General features: G+C 65.5%; 12 protein-coding genes. 10 read left to right on the top strand and 2 right to left on the bottom strand.

Features of this window, described 5'->3' with window-relative positions; translation table 11 throughout:
- Nucleotides 1-54: 54 nt before the first annotated feature.
- Nucleotides 55-300 (bottom strand): aa3-type cytochrome c oxidase subunit IV, encoded by a 246-nt coding sequence (locus AC1ROK_RS18920; protein ID WP_492849738.1) that lies wholly within the window; start codon nt 298-300, stop codon nt 55-57.
- Nucleotides 301-489: 189 nt separating this feature from the next.
- The gene (locus AC1ROK_RS18915; protein ID WP_492850022.1) at nt 490-2,307 is read right to left on the bottom strand and encodes a M3 family oligoendopeptidase; all 1,818 of its coding nucleotides are present in this window, start codon (nt 2,305-2,307) and stop codon (nt 490-492) included.
- Between the two features lie 194 nt (nt 2,308-2,501).
- Here AC1ROK_RS18915 and AC1ROK_RS18910 point away from each other — a divergent pair, with 194 nt between their 5' ends.
- The 10 genes from AC1ROK_RS18910 (at nt 2,502) to AC1ROK_RS18865 (ending at nt 17,988) form a co-directional block, all read left to right on the top strand.
- Nucleotides 2,502-3,986 (top strand): sigma 54-interacting transcriptional regulator, encoded by a 1,485-nt coding sequence (locus AC1ROK_RS18910; protein ID WP_492849736.1) that lies wholly within the window; start codon nt 2,502-2,504, stop codon nt 3,984-3,986.
- Nucleotides 3,987-4,167: 181 nt separating this feature from the next.
- Entirely contained in the window at nt 4,168-5,856 is a 1,689-nt protein-coding gene (locus tag AC1ROK_RS18905) for a L,D-transpeptidase family protein (RefSeq protein ID WP_492849734.1), read from the top strand.
- A gap of 323 nt (nt 5,857-6,179) precedes the next feature.
- Nucleotides 6,180-7,766: a peptidoglycan L,D-endopeptidase MepK gene (locus AC1ROK_RS18900; RefSeq protein ID WP_492849732.1), complete on the top strand. Its 1,587-nt coding sequence runs from the start codon at nt 6,180-6,182 to the stop codon at nt 7,764-7,766.
- Nucleotides 7,767-7,857: 91 nt separating this feature from the next.
- On the top strand, nt 7,858-9,780 hold the full coding sequence (dxs, locus tag AC1ROK_RS18895) for a 1-deoxy-D-xylulose-5-phosphate synthase (RefSeq protein ID WP_492849730.1): 1,923 nt from the start codon (nt 7,858-7,860) through the stop codon (nt 9,778-9,780).
- Between the two features lie 253 nt (nt 9,781-10,033).
- Nucleotides 10,034-11,527 carry a helicase HerA domain-containing protein gene (locus AC1ROK_RS18890; RefSeq protein WP_492849728.1) on the top strand — a complete coding sequence of 498 codons (1,494 nt, stop codon included), beginning with the start codon at nt 10,034-10,036 and terminating at the stop codon, nt 11,525-11,527.
- Nucleotides 11,528-11,761: 234 nt separating this feature from the next.
- Nucleotides 11,762-13,384 carry a TIGR04028 family ABC transporter substrate-binding protein gene (locus AC1ROK_RS18885; protein ID WP_492850020.1) on the top strand — a complete coding sequence of 541 codons (1,623 nt, stop codon included), beginning with the start codon at nt 11,762-11,764 and terminating at the stop codon, nt 13,382-13,384.
- Between the two features lie 57 nt (nt 13,385-13,441).
- A complete protein-coding gene (locus AC1ROK_RS18880) occupies nt 13,442-14,386 on the top strand; it encodes an ABC transporter permease (RefSeq protein ID WP_492849726.1) in 945 nt (314 codons plus the stop codon).
- Complete coding sequence (locus AC1ROK_RS18875) at nt 14,383-15,255, top strand: ABC transporter permease (protein ID WP_492849724.1); 873 nt, start codon at nt 14,383-14,385, stop codon at nt 15,253-15,255. The genes AC1ROK_RS18880 and AC1ROK_RS18875 overlap by 4 nt, the downstream gene beginning before the upstream one ends.
- Complete coding sequence (locus tag AC1ROK_RS18870) at nt 15,252-16,949, top strand: dipeptide ABC transporter ATP-binding protein (RefSeq protein WP_492849723.1); 1,698 nt, start codon at nt 15,252-15,254, stop codon at nt 16,947-16,949. The genes AC1ROK_RS18875 and AC1ROK_RS18870 overlap by 4 nt, the downstream gene beginning before the upstream one ends.
- Nucleotides 16,942-17,988 carry a putative FMN-dependent luciferase-like monooxygenase gene (locus AC1ROK_RS18865; RefSeq protein WP_492849721.1) on the top strand — a complete coding sequence of 349 codons (1,047 nt, stop codon included), beginning with the start codon at nt 16,942-16,944 and terminating at the stop codon, nt 17,986-17,988. Before AC1ROK_RS18870 ends, AC1ROK_RS18865 begins: the two co-directional genes overlap by 8 nt.
- Nucleotides 17,989-18,010 lie beyond the last annotated feature (22 nt).

Here is an 18,010-nt window from a genome sequence, read left to right as displayed (position 1 = left end):
CTCCAGAGCGTCAGTCGCCGACCGTGTCGGTCACCGCATAGAAAAATCCCGCCGTCAGCTGCGGCGGGATCCCATCACCATCACACCGATGATGAGCACTGGAATGGCCAGCAGCAGCAACGCCCCGATGATCGGCTGGTGCGCCTCGATGAAGGCGTAGAGCGACAGGACGACGAACACCATCGCCACGATGCCCCACTTCACAAAAGTGATGAAGCCGGCATAGGTCGCCTCATGCTGGGCGTAGTCCATGGCGGGCGGCAGTTCGTGCGTAGCAGCGGCGGCGGGTTTCTTGGCCATCAGGTCCTCAGTCCATTGATCGTCTCTCGGGACACCGACCCCCGGACCATCACGCCGCGACAGCACCGCGAACGCCGAAGATCAGACCGCCCCACTCAGCCTCTCATACTTCGCGCGGCAGTGCCGCACAAGCACAGCGCGGCGGTTCGCCACGCTGGACCAATTGCCAAGCCGCCCGCCGTAGCAGCCTCAGGCTGGCTGCGTCGCTTCCAGCTCGTTGATCAGCCGTTCGATCATCCCCAACCCCAGCGACCAGAAGCCCGGGTCGCGGGCGTCGAGGCCGAACGGCGCCAGCAGTTCGGAGTGATGCTTGGAGCCACCGGCTTTCAGCAACTCGAAATAGCGCTCGGCAAACCCGTCGCTGGATTTCTCGTACTGCGCGTAGAGCGAGTTCACCAGGCAATCGCCGAAGGCATAGGCGTAGACATAGAACGGCGAATGGATGAAGTGCGGGATATAGGCCCAGAAGATGTCGTAGCCTTCGTTGAGCTTGATCGCCGGCCCGAGGCTCTCGGCGCCGACATCGAGCCAGATCTGATTGAGATCGGCCGTAGTCAGCTCACCCTGTTTGCGCCGGGTGTGGACCTCGCGCTCGAAGGTGTAGAAGGCGATCTGCCGGACCACGGTGTTGAGCATGTCCTCGACCTTGCTCGACAGCATCGCAAAGCGCTGCGTCGGGTCGGTGGTTTTCTTCAGCATCGAGCGGAAGGTCAGCATCTCGCCGAACACCGAGGCGGTTTCGGCCAGCGTCAGCGGCGTCGGCGCCATCAGCGCCCCCTGCGGGCCGGCCAGCACCTGGTGCACGCCATGACCCAGCTCATGCGCCAGCGTCATCACGTCGCGTGATTTACCGAGGTAGTTGAGCATCAGGTAGGGATGCGCCGAGGGCACGGTCGGGTGCGCGAAGGCGCCCGGTGATTTGCCGTCCTTGGTCGGCGCATCGATCCAGCCCTTCTCGAAAAACGGCTCGGCGATCTCGGCCAGCTTCGGCGAGAAGGCGCTGTAGGCCTCCATCACCGTGTCCCTCGCGGTCGGCCAGTCGTAGATGCGGTCGTCGCTGGTCGGCAGCGGCGCGTTGCGGTCCCAGGCATTGAGCTGTGTCTTGCCGAACCACTTCGCCTTCATGGCGTAGTAGCGGTGGCTGAGCCGCGGATAGGCGGCGCGCACCGCGGTCTGCAGCGCGTCGACCACTTCGCGTTCCACCGAGTTCTCGAGGTGGCGGCTGTCGGCGATATCCTTGAAGCCGTGCCAGCGGTCGGCGATTTCCTTGTCCTTGGCGAGCACGTTGGTGATGTGGGTGAACAGCTTCTCGTTGCCGTGCAGCGTCTTCGACAGGCCATTGAACGCCGCTTCGCGCTTCAGCTCGTCCTTGTCGGAGAGGTAGTTGAGCGTCGATTCGAGGTTCAGCTCCTCGCCGTCGACATTGAACTTGAGGGCGGCCATGGTCTCGTCGAACAGCCGGTTCCAGGCGCTGGCGCCGGTCACCGATTTCTCGTGGAACAGCTCTTCGATCTTGTCCTCGAGCTGGTAGGGCTTGGCTTTCCTCAACTCAGTGAACCAGGGGCGGTAGCGGCCGAGCTCGGGGTTGCCCTCGAGCGCTGCCTCGAGCACGGCTTCATCGATGCGGTTGAGCTCGAGCCCGAAGAAGATGAGCCCGGTGGAGAGATCGGTGAGCGCCTGGCTGAGATCGCCGAGGAACTTCACCTTGTCCGGGTCCTGGGTGTTCCGCACATATTGCAGGAACGCGTAGGAGCCGAGCTTGCCGCTGAGATCGCCAAGCGCTTCGTAGCGCTTGATCGCATCGATGAGCTTACCGGCCTTCGCCAGCCCCTCGAGCTTGCCCTTGTAGTCGGCCTCAAAACTCTTGGCATCGGCCTGCGCCGCGGCGAGATCCGCCTTCAGCGCGGGCGAGTCGTTGCCGGCATAGAGATCGTCGAGGTTCCAGGTCGGCATGTTGCCGAGCTGGTTGTGCCCCCGCTGGGCTGTGGCTTCCGGCGCGCGCGTCATTTCGATCTTTAGCAATTCATCACCTCAGTCTCAAAGCGGGCGCGACCTTATCCAGAGGGCCTGCGGATGGGAAGCCGAAGGCGGTTTGCTCGGGCTTAATCGCCTCTTAACCCACCCCTCACATGCTGCTCCAAAACGGCACAGCGCGATTCGCATGCGGGCGAAGCGTGCAACTACAAAGTCCTTGGAGGACCATGACGCGCGTTCTGATAGTCGATGACGACCTGGTGCAGCTCAGGCTCACTTCCGAGGTCGCCAACCGGGCCGGGTTCTCTGCCGTTACGGCCACCAGCGGTAGACAGGCCCTCGAACTGCTCCACGCCGATCCCGGCATCGGAGCCATGGTCCTCGATCTGGTAATGCCCGATCTCGATGGCATGGCGGTGATGGAAGCAATGCGCCGCGATGGCCTTGCCACCCCGGTGATCGTCCAGACCGGCCACTCCTCGCTCGATACTGTCGTCACCGCGATGCGCCAGGGCGCCGCTGACTTCTTCGTCAAGCCGGTCGCCCCGGAGCGGCTCATCATGTCGCTCAGGAACGCCCTGAAGCTCGGCGAACTCGAGAGCATGGTGCGCACCGATCGCAGCCGGCTGAGCGGCAGCATGAGCCTCACCGACATCGTCACCCGCGCGCCCAGCATGGATCGCGTGTTGTCGCTCTCGGCCAAGGCGGCGAAATCCACCATCCCGGTGCTGATCGAAGGCGAGACCGGCGTCGGCAAGGAACTCGTCGCCCGGGTGATCCAGGGTTCGGGTGATCGAGCCGGCAAGCCCTTCGTCATCGTCAACTGTGGGGCAATCCCCGCCAACCTGATCGAGTCGACACTGTTCGGGCATCGGAAGGGCGCCTTCAGCGGCGCTGTCGCCGACCACCCCGGCAAGTTCCTCGAGGCGCATGGCGGCACCATCTTCCTCGATGAGGTCGGCGAGTTGCCGATGGAAACGCAGGTCAAGCTGCTGCGGGTGATCCAGGACGGCGAGTTCGAGCCCATGGGCGCCGACAAGCCGGTGCGGGTCAATGTGCGGCTCATCTCGGCGACCAACCGGCGGCTGCTCAACCTGACCAAGGCCGGCGCCTTCCGCGAAGATCTCTATTACCGGCTCAATGTCTTCCCGCTCTATGTGCCGCCGCTGCGCGACCGGATGGAAGACCTGCCCACCCTCGTGAACCACTTCATCGCCCGCCTTGCCGCCGAAGCCGGCAAGCGCATCGTCGGCATCTCCGAGCCGGCGCTCAAGCTGCTGCGCGACTACGATTGGCCGGGCAACATCCGGCAGTTGGAGAATGCGGTGTACCGCGCCGTGGTGCTCAGCGACGCGGCCTACCTCGAAAGCGCCGACTTCCCGCAGATCGTCGCCTTGAGCACCGGCCGCGCCGAGGCGCTGCGGCTGACCTCGGTGGCGCCTGGCCCTTCAGCCCCGGTTCACATCGATGAGGCTATCGCCTCTCTACGCGAGGTTGTGGACAGGACAGCGGTCAGCGACCGCTTCATGGCCCAGAGTGGCGAAGTCGCCGCCCTCGCCGATGTCGAGCGCGAACTGATCGTGTTCGCGCTGCGCCACTACGGCTACCGCATGTCGCGGGTGGCGCGGGCGCTCGGCATCGGCAGGTCGACGCTCTATCGCAAGCTCCGCGAGTACGGTCTGGACGAGGGCCTGGAGAGCGACGCCGCCTAGATTTGCCTTGGGCGAGCAGGCGTTAGTTGCACCAAGTCCACAGACCGAACTCACAAAATCGCGAGGAATTGTCAGCGTTAAGATTTGTGGGCTAAGCAAAATGCATATCTGGGGCAAGAGTGCCGAATCCTCCCCGTCGCGCCGCCCCTTGCCAGCCCCCGAGCCGGGCACGGAGTACTTAATGACTATGCTGAAGGCCTTGTTGTTGGCGGGCACCGTAGCGCTTGCATCGCCATTTGCGATCTTCACGCAAGCAGCCTCTGCCCAGGAAACCGTCACGGTCGCCGGCATCGAAACCACCCGCATCGTGATTGCGCCGCCCAAGACCGAGCTGGCGCGGATCATCAAGGCCGGCCTCTCCTCCGCCTATGCGGCAGCAGAGAAGGGCACCCGGAGTTACCAGCAGACGCAGAAGCTCTATTTCTTCTACGGCGCGCGCCATTTCGAGCCGCTGTGGCTGAGCAAGGCGGATGATGGCTCCATCGCCTTCTCGCCCAATGCCGAAAAGATCATCCAGGTTTTCAAGGACTCCGAGCTCGAGGGCTTCCGCCCGTCCGACTACCTGACCGCCGACCTCGACGTGGCCGCCGCCGGCACTGATCCGATGAAGCTCGCCGCGCTCGAAACTGCCTTCTCCACAGCGGCGATCCGCTACGCGCAGGATGCCTTCGGCGGCCGCATTTCGCCGCTCGACGTCAACAAGACCTGGACCATCGCGCCCAAGCGCATCAACGAAGCCGAGATGCTGGTGAAGCTCGCCGACAGCAGCGAGCCGGACAAGCTGCTGCTGGCGCTGTCGCCGACCCAGCCGGAGTTCCTCGGGCTGAAGGCGGCACTCGCCAAGTTCTACGACGGCGCCGTGATGGACGCCGCGATCACCATTCCCGAGGGCAAGCTGCTGAAGCCCGGCATGCAGGACGAGCGCGTCACGCTGCTGCGCCAGCGCCTCGATGTGCCGGAGCCCGATATTCCGGAGACCGCCGGCGCCGCGGTGACCGTCGACATCAACTATGACGAGCCGCTGGTCGCGGCGGTGCAGGCCTTCCAGGAAAGCCTCGGCCTCAATGGCGACGGCGTCATCGGGCCGGCGACCATCGCGGCGCTGAATGGCGGCTCGGCCACCACCAAGGAAGACATCGTCGCCAACATGGAGCGCTGGCGCTGGGAGCCGAACGACTACGGCGACTTCCAGGTGACGGTGAACATCCCCGAGTTCCGCCTGTGGATCATGAACAAGGACGAGGTCCACTACACCACCCGCGTCGTGGTGGGCACGCCCAAGAACCAGACCGCGGTGTTCAACGACGAGATCGAGCATATCGTCGTCAACCCGTACTGGAACGTGCCGTCCTCGATCGCCACCAACGAGATCAAGCCGCATTTGATCGCCAACCCGGGCTACCTCGCCAGCCAGAACATGGAAATGCTGTCGGGCGGCAAGGTGATCAACGCCTCGGCCATCGACTGGACCCAGACCAACATCAACAGGTTCCACATCCGGCAGCGCCCGGGTGCCGGCAATGCGCTGGGGCGGGTGAAGTTCCTGTTCCCCAACCAGCACGACATCTACCTGCACGATACGCCGTCCAAGTCGCTGTTCTCGCGCTCGTTCCGCGCCTATAGCCACGGCTGCGTGCGCGTCGAGAACCCGATGGATTTCGCTGACGCGCTTTTGAAGCTCGAGCCGAGCCTCAGCGCCGAGACGCTGACCGCGTCGTTCGGCGACACCGAGCGCTGGTTCAACCTCACCACCAAGATCCCGGTGCACATCTCCTACTTCACCCTGCGCGTCGATGCCGACGGCACCATCCGCTCCTACGGCGACGTGTACGGCATGAACCAGCGGTTGAAAGAACTGCTGGCCGAATAGCAATCGGTGCGTTTCGGGACTAGAAACGAGGGCCGGCGCCACCAGGCGCCGGCCCTTCTGTTATGTCGTCGCCGCAATGTGACAGGCCAAGCGTTTACGAGTGCTTAGGAATTCGGCCTTGGTTCAGCCGGATTTTCTGCCTAGAAACCGGCACGGTAGCCGCCTCACTTGGGTTACCGGGCGTTAGCGTTAATGTATTCTCATCGAACTGGCGCTAGGCTCTGTCGTCTATTGGGTTGCAACGGGTCGTTCGGGGCGTGTCGGGAAAACTGTTGGGGATATGGCGGACTCTACCGCGGCTGTTTTTTGCCGCGACGATGGCGTTGACCGTCGTTTTGCCGCCGAGCGTCGCGCCGGTGAGCGCTGCCAATGGCGGCGGCGACCGTACGCTTTACCTGCACCACACCCATACCGGCCAGACCGGCAGCTTCACCTTCAAGCGCAACGGCCAGTATGACCAGAAGGTCTTGCGCGAGCTCAACATTTTCCTCGCCGACTGGCGGACCAAAGAACCCACGAAGATGGACCCTGCCCTCTTCGATCTGCTTTGGGAAGTGTACCAGGAAGTCGGCGGCCGCCAGCCCTACAACATCGTTTCGTCCTACCGGTCGCCCAAGACCAACAAGATGCTGGCAGCGAAATCGTCGGGTGTTGCCGACAATAGCCAGCACATGCGTGGCAAGGCGATGGACGTGTTCATCCCCGGGGTGAACCTGTCCAAGCTGCGCGAAACCGCGATGAAGCACCAGGTCGGCGGCGTCGGCTTCTATCCCACTTCGGGCAGCCCGTTCGTCCACATGGATACCGGCAACGTGCGCGCCTGGCCGCGCATGACCCGCGCCCAGCTCAAGAAGGTCTTCCCCGACGGCAAGACTCTGCATCTGCCCACCGACGGCAAGCCGCTTTCCAACGAAGGCCGCGCCTACGCTCAGGCCCAGTGGTCCAAATGCCGCACCGTGCCTTGCGATGGCGACGCCATCTTCGAGAGCGCTCCGGCGATCATGCTGGCCGACAATGCAGGCGAGGCTGCCCCGATCCCGGCGCTCCGCCCACGCACCCTCGGCGACGGCGCCGCCATCATGCTGGCCTCCGCCGAAGAGCCGGCGCAGCGCGTCGTACCGACCTTCGAGGTGGCGGCGCCGGTGCCGGTGTTCCGCACCAAATCCGAAGGCGGCATCAATGTCGCCGCCCTGCCGCCTGGTATCGACACCAAGGCCTTCGAAGCGGTGGGCGCGCCGATCCCGGCCACAAAATCCGCCCGCATCCAGCTCGCCACCCGTTCGCCGCTTGGCGGCGAGAACGGCCAGACCGCCGTGGCGGCGCTCGCCGCCATCGACCAGCCGCTGCCCAAACCGCGCGTGCTGATGTCGCCCAAGGCCGACGAGATGGTCACCGCCTATGTCGCGACCAGCCCCGATCCGGGCGCCGAACAGGCGCTGAAGATGATCATCGAGCGCGAGAACGCCGTGGTGCCGGAACTGCCGACCAGGGATCAGCTGCTGAGCTCGGGCAATGTCCAGACCGCCTCGCTCGGCGGCCCCGAGACCTTCTCGACGCTGAAGGGCATGTTCGACATGACCTTCAACTCGCTGACCGACACCTCGGCTCCCGAACCGATGCAGCAGGCCCTCGCCGATCTGGCGCTGAGCCGCCAGCCGAACCAGTCGATCGAGCTCAGGCCGATGGACCTGGTGGCGCCGGAGATTGACCACGTCAACGACACCCTGGTGCAGCCGGTGCCGATGACCACCGCCTTCTGGGCCGAGATGACCGAAGCCGAGGGTTACCTCGAAAAGGGCACCGAACTCGGCCCGCTCACCGGCCGCGTCAGCTTCCTTCCCGACAACGCCGCAATTCCCGCCTATGACCGTTTCGTGACGGATGGTTTGCAACTCGTCGCAGAACGCTAAAAGGCCGCGCCCACAAGGCGTTGCAATGCCGAACCCGAGCCTCTAAGTCTCTCAGTGTGAGACCGGCCCGTTCCGGCGAAGGATCGGTATTTTGGACAAGCCGCAGACACCGCTGCTCGATCGCGTATCGGCGCCAGCCGACCTGAAATCCCTGTCACGTGATGAGCTGCGCCAAGTCGCCGACGAACTCCGCGCCGAAGTGATCGACGCCGTCTCGGTGACCGGTGGGCACCTGGGCGCCGGGCTCGGCGTGGTCGAGCTGACCGTCGCCATCCACGCCACCTTCGATACCCCCAACGACCGCCTGATCTGGGATGTCGGCCACCAGGCCTATCCGCACAAGGTGCTGACCGGCCGCCGCGACCGCATCCGCACGCTGCGCCAGAAGGATGGGCTCAGTGGCTTCACCCGCCGCGCCGAGAGCAAATACGACCCGTTCGGCGCCGGCCATTCCTCCACCTCGATTTCCGCCGGCCTCGGCATGGCCGTGGCCTCCGAGCTGAAGGGCGAGAAGCGCAACGTCATCGCGGTGATCGGCGATGGCGCCATGTCGGCCGGCATGGCCTATGAGGCGATGAACAATGCCGGCGCCATGGACGCCCGACTGATCGTCATCCTCAACGATAACGACATGTCGATCGCTCCGCCGACCGGCGCGATGCGCTCCTACCTCGCCAAGCTCGTCTCCGGCCCGTTCTATCGCGGCTTCCGCGACACCGCCAAGTCGATCACCGAGAAGATGCCCAAACTCATCCACGAGACGGCGCGCAAGACCGAGGAGTTCGCCCGCTCGTTCTTCACCGGCGGCACGCTGTTCGAGGAACTCGGCTTCTTTTATGTCGGCCCGATCGACGGCCATAACCTCAACGACCTGCTCGACGTGCTGCAGAACGTGCGCGACGCCGAGTCCGGTCCGATCCTCATTCACGTGGTGACCAAGAAGGGCAAGGGCTACGGCCCGGCCGAGAGTTCCGCCGACAAGTACCACGGCGTCAACAAGTTCAACGTCATCACCGGCGCGCAGACCAAACCGCAATCGAACGCTCCGTCCTATACCTCGGTGTTCGCGCAGAGCCTGATCGAGGAGGCCAAGGCCGACGACCGCGTCGTCGCCATCACTGCCGCGATGCCCAACGGCACCGGGCTCGATAAATTCGCCGAGCTGTTCCCCACCCGTATCTTCGATGTCGGCATTGCCGAGCAGCACGCGGTGACCTTCGCCGCAGGCATGGCGACCGAGGGGCTGAAGCCGTTCTGCGCCATCTACTCGACCTTCCTGCAGCGCGCCTACGACCAGGTGATCCATGACGTGGCGGTGCAGGGCCTGCCGGTCCGTTTCGCCATCGATCGCGCCGGCTATGTCGGCGCCGACGGCCCGACCCATGCCGGCAACTACGATGCCGCCTATCTCGGCGCCATCCCCGGCATGGTGGTGATGGCCGCCGGCGACGAAGCCGAGCTGCGCCACATGGTGGCGACCGCCGCCGCCTATGACGAGGGCCCGATCGCCTTCCGCTACCCGCGCGGCGATGGGCTCGGCGTCGAGCTGCCGCCACGCGGCACGGTGCTCGAAATCGGCAAGGGCCGGATCCTGCGCGAAGGCAAGTCGGTGGCGCTGGTCAATTTCGGCACCCGGCTCGGCGAAGTGATCGCCGCCGGTGAGAAGCTCATGGCCTATGGGCTGAACCCGACGATCGCCGACATGCGGTTCCTGAAGCCCTTGGACGAGACGCTGCTCGCCCGGCTGGCCAAGGAACATGAGGTGCTGATCACCATCGAGGAAGGCGGCATTGGCGGCTTCGGCAGCCATGTTGCAACCTTCCTCGCCAACCATGGCATGCTCGACGGCAAGTTGAAATTCCGCCCGCTGATGATCCCCGACGTGTTCACCGAACAGGCCGGGGTCAACGACATGTATGCCGCAGCCGGGCTCGACCGCGCCGGCATCGTGGCGACGGCGCTGACCACGCTGGGGATCGACACGGCCGCCTTGCCGCGGACCACGAAGGCTTAGTCTTTTCGAACCCGCTGGCCGTTGGCCCAAGGCACGGAATCGCCAAACCACCGGATGTCATCCCTGCGAAAGCAGGGACCCATTTCACTGCCCGCGCCAGCTGAGAGTTGGGTCCCTGCTTTCGCAGGGATGACATCCGGTGTGTGAGGGGGGCACCGTGGTCATCTCAAAACCGGCGCCACCGGTATGACGCCCGGTGATTAAGCTTCGTTGCGGACCAACCCTACCCGCAAGAATCAGCTAACCACATCCCATGCAGGTCGCGATCGACATGGGTGTGGCGCAGGGTGGCGCCGAGGCTAAGCTCGATCTCGAGGAACTGTTGGCCACGCGCCTGCTGGTGCAGGGCAATTCCGGTTCCGGAAAGTCTCACCTGCTCCGTCGCCTGCTCGAGCAGAGCGCCCCCTGGGTGCAGCAATGCATCGTCGACCCCGAGGGCGATTTCGTTACCCTGGCCGACAAGTACGGGCACCTGGTGGTCGATGCCTCACGGTCCGAGAGCGAACTCACCACCATAGCTGCCCGCGTCCGCCAGCACCGCGTCTCGGTGGTGCTGAGCCTCGAGGGGCTGGATGTCGAGCAGCAGATGCGTTGCGCCGCCGCTTTCCTCGGTGGCCTGTTCGATGCCGACCGCGATTACTGGTACCCGATGCTGGTGGTGGTCGATGAAGCGCAGCTCTTCGCCCCCGCCATTGCCGGTGAAGTCTCCGACGAAGCGCGCAAGCTGTCGCTCGGTGCGATGACCAACCTGATGTGCCGCGGCCGCAAACGCGGCCTTGCCGGGGTGATCGCCACGCAGCGGCTGGCCAAGCTCGCCAAGAACGTCGCCGCCGAAGCCTCGAATTTCCTGATGGGCCGCACCTTCCTCGATATCGACATGGCCCGCGCCGCCGACCTGCTCGGCATGGAGCGGCGTCAGGCCGAGATGTTCCGCGACCTGAACCGCGGCCATTTCGTAGCGCTCGGCCCCGCCATGTCACGCCGCCCGCTGCCGATGGTGATCGGACCGGTGGAAACCTCGGCGCGCTCCTCGAGCCCCAAGCTGATGCCGCTGCCGGAAGCCTCCGTCGACGCTCGGGACCTGATCTTTGCACCGGTTCCCGAAGCTGTGCGCCCGGTCCGCCGGCCCCCACCGCCGCCACCGCCCTCGACCAACGATCTCCTCGCCCAGTTGGTACGCACCCAGGTGCCGCAGCAGCCACGTGCCGACGAGCCGCCGGTCGACATCGCCGAGCGCGACCGCGCCATCGACGACGTGGTCCGCGAACTGCTCGAAGATCGCGATGCGGCCTATCGCTCGGTCGCCGTGCTCTACCAGGATTTCCTTGTCCGCTGCCGCATCCGGCGCGTCCCCGGCGAAGCGCTGGCGCTGCCGGGCTTCCGGAGGAAGCTCGCCGTGGTGCGGGCCGGCGTCGCCGAGGAGACGGCGCAGTCCGAGACCTGGCAAACGGCGCTGTCGCTCTCGACCCAGCTCGCCGATGACGTGCAGGGCGTCTTCCTGGTGCTGGCGCGGGCCGCGCTCGAAGCCCTGCCCTGCCCCTCCGATGCCGCGCTGGCCCGCGCCTACGGCACCCATTCCACCGGCCGCGCCCGGCGCCTGCTCGCCTATTTCGAGGAACGTGGGTTGCTGGTGGTGCGCATGGACCTGCGCAACCAGCGCATCGTCGCCTTCCCCGATCTCGGCACCGAGACTGCCCCCGGCAATCCGGATGCGCCCGACTACGACGATCGGGCTGCGGCCGAGTAGTCGGCTGGATTGCTTCACTGGTGTGTTGAACGGCAGTTTCAGTGCGGGCTAGCGGGCCTTTTCTCCGCGCCGGCGAAACCGTGTGATTCAAATCTCACCGGCTTTCGCCTATTTAGTCTATCATTCCCATAGGGATTATTGAGTGAGCCGCCGATCGGGCTACGATCTGGGCACCTTCCGGGCACGCCTCGGAACCCCAGTTTCGCACCCGAAAGGATCGGACCCGTGACATCAATCAGACGCCGCACGCTCGGAGCGCTCGCCGCCCTGCTGCTCGCCGGCACCATCGTCGCCCCCAGCTTTGCCCAGGATGCCCCGGTTCAGGGTGGCACCCTGATCTACCTCGAGCAACAGGCCCATACGAACCTCTATCCCCCGGCCGGCGGGTTTTATCCGAACGGCGGCGTGCTCAACCAGATCACCGACAAGCTGACCTACCAGAACCCCCAGACGCTCGAGATCGAGCCGTGGCTGGCCGAGTCGTGGGAGGTCAACGACACCGCCACCGAGTACACTTTCAAGCTCCGCCCCGGCATCACCTTCTCGGACGGCACGCCGCTCGACGCCAAAGCCGTCGCGGTGAACTACGACACCTTCGGGCTCGGCAACAAAGAGCTGAAATACCCGGTGTCGGAAGTGATCAACAACTACGACCACGCCGAGGTCGTCGACGACCTGACCATCAAGTTCCACTTCAAGGCCCCCTCGCCGGGGTTCCTGCAGGGCACTTCGGTGATCGGCTCCGGCATCGTTTCGCCGGCGACGCTGGCCTTGCCCTATGACGAGCTCGGCGACGCCACCAAGATCGTCGGCTCCGGCCCGTTCGTGGTCGAGAGCGAAACGCTCGGCAAGGAACTGAACCTCAAGGTTCGCCAAGATTACAACTGGGGTCCGGCGAAGTTCGAGCACCAGGGCCGCGCCTGGCTCGACGGCATCAAGTACCTCATCACTCCAGAAGACAGTGTCCGCATCGGCGGTCTGCTCTCCGGCCAGGCCGACATCATCCGGCAGATCCAGGCCTATGACGAGCCACAGGTGAATGACGCCGGCTTCGAGATCTTTGCGCCCAATACCCGCGGCGTGAACAACTCGATCGCCTTCCGTCCGGACAACCCGTTGGTCGCCGACCTCAAGGTCCGCCAGGCGCTGACGCTGGCGACCAATCGCCAGGAAATCGTCGATACGCTGTTCTCGGCCAACTATCCGGTTGCGACCTCGGTGATCTCGCAGCATGCCGCCGGCTATGTCGATGAATCCTCGAAGCTGGTGTTCGACCAGGAGAAGGCCAAGGCGCTGTTTGCCGAAGCCGGCTGGACGCCCGGCGCCGACGGCATCCTCGAAAAGGATGGCAAGAAGCTCGACCTGACCGTCTACGTGTCGCTGCCGCAGCCGCAGAACGAAGGCGTGCTGCAGTTGGTGGCCCAGCAATGGGCGCAGGTCGGAGTGAAGCTCAACGTGCTCGCCGGCGACGCCGGCAGCCGCACCCTCGACCAGCTCGATCCGCTGAAGACCCCGGTCACCGTGGCGATGGTCGGCCGCGCCGATCCTGATGTGATCAAGTCCGGCTTCTATCCCAAGAACCGCGACTGGCTGCTGCAGAAGGGTGGCTCCAGCGACAAGGTCCAGAACTTCGTCGACGAGAAGCTGAACGGCCTGCTCGAGGGTCTTGCCTCCGAGACCGACCGCGCCAAGCGCCTCGCCATTGCCGGTGAGATCCAGGGCTACGTACTCGACCAAGCCTACATCATCCCGTTCTTCGAGGAGCCGCAGGCCTTCGCCACTGCGCCCTACGTGCACGGGCTAGGCTTCGAGGCGGTGGGCCGCCCGAGCTTCTACAACGTCTGGCTCACCCGCTGACCGATTTGGCTCCCGGGCGGCAACGCCCGGGACTTTCCCTCATTCTGGAGCGCCGCCATGTCGCGCTACATCATCGGCCGGATCGGGCAGGCGCTGCTCGTCCTGTGGATCGCCTTCACCGCCTCGTTCCTCTTACTGCAGGCGCTGCCCGGTGATGCGATCCTGATCAAGTTCCAGAACCCGGAACTGGGCCTCGGCCCGGAACAGATCGCCGCGCTCCGCGACGCCTATGGCGTCGATAGCCCGCTCTGGCAGCAATACCTGCAGGCTTTGGGCAATTTCCTCACCGGCAATTTCGGCTACTCGGTTGTCGGCAGCGTGCCGGTGGCCCATGAGCTCCTGACCAACCTGCCGGCGACGGCCCGGCTCGCCAGCCTCGGCTTCACCCTCGCGGTGATCATCGCGCTGGGTCTCGCCTTCCTTGCAACGCTGGTGCCCTTTGCCTGGCTACGCACCGCCATCCAGTCGATCCCCTCGCTGTTCGTGTCGCTGCCGGTGTTCTGGCTCGGCATCATGCTGATCCAGATCTTCTCGTTTCGGCTCAAGTGGATCTCGGTGATCAACCCCGGCGAATTCGAAGGACTGATCCTGCCGGTGATCACCCTCGCCATCCCGATCTCGGCGCCGCTGGCGCAAATCCTCATCCGCAATATCGACGAGGTCTCGACCCAGCCCTTCGTCGCCGTCGCCCGCGCCAAGGGTGCTTCGCCCAGCTGGGTGCTGTGGCGCCATGTGGTGAAGAACGCGCTGCTGCCGACCCTCACCATTGCCGGCATCCTGTTCGGCGAGCTGCTGGCCGGCGCGGTGATCACCGAGACGGTGTTCGGCCTCAACGGCATTGGCGGGCTGACCGAACGCTCGGTGCGCTTCCAGGACACCTCGGTGATCCAGGCGATCGTGGTGTTCTCCGCCCTCTGCTTCGTCGCGGTGAACCTCGCTGTCGACCTGCTCTACCCGGTTTTCGATCCTCGCCTCCGCCGCCTGAAGGGTGCCCCAGCATGACCAGCATCGGATCCACAGACATTCTCGTCGCCAATCCGCGCCGCGCCTCGGGCAACCCGCTGCTGCAGCGCCTGCGTGGCGTCTCGCCGAGCCTGGTGCTGGCCTGGGGCATCGTTGCGCTGGTGGTGCTGTTCGCCCTCGCGCCGTCGCTGTTCACCAGCTTCAACCCGGTGCAGGGCGTGCCGGCCGAAAAGCTCAAGGCGCCGACCCTGCTGCATATCCTCGGCACCGACGCGCTGGGCCGCGATCTCTTCGCCCGGATCGTCTACGGCGCGGTGCACTCGCTGAGCGGCGCCTTCGTCGCCGTGCTGGTCGGCCTCGTCGTCGGCACTACGCTCGGGCTGTTCGCCGGTGCCACCGGCGGGTTGGTCGAAGAGGCAGTGATGCGCGTCGTCGACGTGCTGCTGTCGATCCCGGGCCTGTTGCTGATGCTCTCGATCATCATCCTCCTCGGCTTCGGCACGGTGAATGCCGCGATCGCCGTAGGCATCACCTCGGTCGCCGGCTTCGCCCGCCTGTCCCGCTCCGAAGTGGTGCGGGTGCGGCGCTCGGAATATGTCGAGGCGGCGTTCGGCAGCGGCGGCACCTTTCTCTCGGTGCTGTGGCGGCATGTGCTGCCCAACTCGCTGACCTCGGTACTGGCCCTCGCTGCATTGCAGTTCGGCGGCGCCATCCTCGCCATCTCCACCCTCGGCTTTCTCGGTTATGGCGCGCCGCCGCCGACGCCGGAATGGGGCCTCCTGATCGCCGAGGGACGCAACTACATCTCGACCGCCTGGTGGCTGACCACCGCCCCCGGCCTCGTCGTTGTGCTGGTGGTGCTGTCGGCCAACCGCATCAGCCAGGCGCTGGGGAAGGTCGGACGATGAGCACTCCCCTCCTCTCGGTCGAGAACCTCTCGGTCGCCTACAAGGAAGCCGACCGCTATGCCCGCGTGACGCACGACGTGAGCTTCACGGTCGAGCCGGGCGAGGTCGTGGCGCTGGTCGGCGAATCCGGCTCGGGCAAGACCACCACCGCCCAGGCGGTGATCGGGCTGTTGCCCGAGAACGGCCGCATCGAGCATGGCGCCATCCGGCTCAACGGCGAGGATATCGCCCACTGGACCGGCAAACGCTTCGACGCCATCCGCGGCCGCCAGATCAGCCTGATCCCGCAGGACCCCACCAGTTCGCTGAACCCAGTGAAGACGGTTGGCGCACAGGTCGGCGAAATCCTCCGCATCCATGGCGAGCGCGACAGCAAGGCGATCGCGGCGCGGGTGATTGAACTCTTGGCCCGCGTCGGGCTGTCCGACCCCGAGCTCCGAGCCCGGCAGTACCCGCACGAGCTCTCGGGCGGCATGAAGCAGCGTGTGCTGATCGCCATCGCCATTGCGCTGAAGCCGCAGCTGATCATTGCCGACGAGCCGACCAGCGCGCTCGACGTCACCGTGCAGCGCCGCATCCTCGACCTGATCGACGAGCTGCGCCGCGACACCGGCACCGCGGTGCTGCTGGTCACCCACGATCTCGGCGTCGCCGCCGACCGGGCCGACCGCATCTTCGTGCTGCAGGGCGGCCGCATCCAGGAAGCCGGCGCGGCGCGCCAACTGCTGGCGGCGCCGCAAAGCGCCTATGCCCGGCAGCTGCTCGCCGATGCTCCGTCGCTGTCGGCTGGTACCAGGGCTGCGAGGCCTCCTTACCCACCGGCTGTCATCCCTGCGAAAGCAGGGACCCAAGCCTCCACAGGCGCCAGCGGAGAGTTGGGTCCCGGCTCTTCGGCCGAGATGACACCGAGTGAGGATGCGATCCTGGTCGAAAACCTCGTCCACGACTTCCAGATCAATGGACGGAGGAATTTCCGCGCCGTCGACGACATCTCGTTCGCGGTGCGCCGTGGCACCACCCACGCCATTGTCGGCGAGTCCGGCTCGGGCAAGACCACCACCGTGCGCGACATCGTCGGCTTCGGCCGACCGACCTCGGGGCGGATCAGCGTTGCCGGCACCGATATCGCCTCGCTGAAGGGCGATGCGCTGCGCCAGTTCCGCCAGAAGATCCAACTGGTCTACCAAAACCCGTTCTCCTCGCTCGACCCGCGCCAGACGGTGTTCTCGATCGTCGAGGAACCCCTGCGCAATTTCGGCCGCCTCGACGCGACGGCGCGTGCCGACAAGGTCAACGTCCTGCTGGAACGGGTCGGATTGCCCGAAGCTCTGCGCCAACGCCGGCCCCGCGCCCTCTCCGGCGGGCAACGGCAGCGCGTCGCCATCGCCCGGGCCCTGGTGCTCGACCCCGAGGTGGTGGTGCTCGACGAGGCGGTGTCCGCCCTCGACGTGACGGTCCAGGCACAGATCCTCAAGCTCCTCGACGAGCTGCAGCGCGAGCGCGGCCTCACCTACCTGTTCGTCTCGCATGACCTCGCCGTGGTGCGGCAGATCTCCGACACCGTGTCGGTGCTGCAGAACGGCAGGCAGGTGGAAACGGGGCCGGTCGCCGAGGTCTTCCGCAACCCGCAAAGCCCCTACACGCGCGAACTGATCGACGCCATTCCCGGCCAACGGAGCCACGCCAATGTCTGACACTTCACTCCCCAAGCGCCTCGGCTTCTTCACCCGCTTGCTCGACGACACCAGCGCCGGCGAGCGTTACCACAATGCCGCGACGCAGATCGTCCACGCGGAGGCCAACGGCTTCGACAGCGCCTGGGTGGCCCAGCACCATTTCCACCGCGATGAGGGCGGCCTGCCCTCGCCGCTGGTGTTCCTTTCCTATGTGGCGTCGCGCACCACGCGCATCCGGCTCGGCACCGGCATCATCACTCTGCCGCTCGAGAACGCCATCCGCGCCGCCGAAGACGCGGCGGTGCTCGACCTGTTGTCGGGTGGCCGGCTGGAGCTCGGCACCGGCTCGGGCGGCACCCCGGATTCGTTCACTGCCTTCGGCTATGACGTGAAGGACAAGGCCGCCATCTATGAGCGGCACCTCGCAACCTTCCGCACCGCGCTTTCCGGTTCGCCCATCGCCGGCGACGTCAAGCTCTACCCGGCGGCGCCGCACCTGCTCGAGCGCTTCTGGCAGGCCACCTTCTCGGTGGCTGGCGGCATTCGAGCCGGCAAGGCCGGCGACGGGCTGATGCTGTCGCGCACCCAGCCGCGTCCGGCCGACAACCCTAAGGCGAGCCTACCCGACCTGCAGCACCCGATCATCGACGGCTATTTCGCGCACCTGCCGCGCGAGATCGCGCCGCGCATCGTCGCCTCGCGCACCCTGTTCGTCGCCGACAACCGCGAGGAAGCGCGCCGCTACGCCGCAGCTGGCCTGAAGAAAGCCGCCATCGGCCTCGCCAAGGGCGGCCACCGCTTCGAAAGCGACGATCTCAATGATCTGATCGCCACCACCGACACGCATGTCGGCACCGTCGACGACGTGCTGGAGAGCCTCCACCGCGACACCACGCTGCCGCGGGTCACCGACATCGTCTTCCAGGTGCATTCGGTCGATCCGCCGCACGAGCTGGTGCTGCGCTCGATCGAACTGATCGCCGAAAAAGTCGCGCCTTCCCTCGGCTGGTCCAAGGCCGACAAGCCGCATTCGCCGCGCCTGAGCGTGGTCCGCTGAAGCTCCCGAAAGGAACATTACC

The organism is Devosia sp. GW821-FHT12F11, from assembly GCF_058806655.1.
This window is presented reverse-complemented; position numbering and strand designations above follow the sequence as displayed.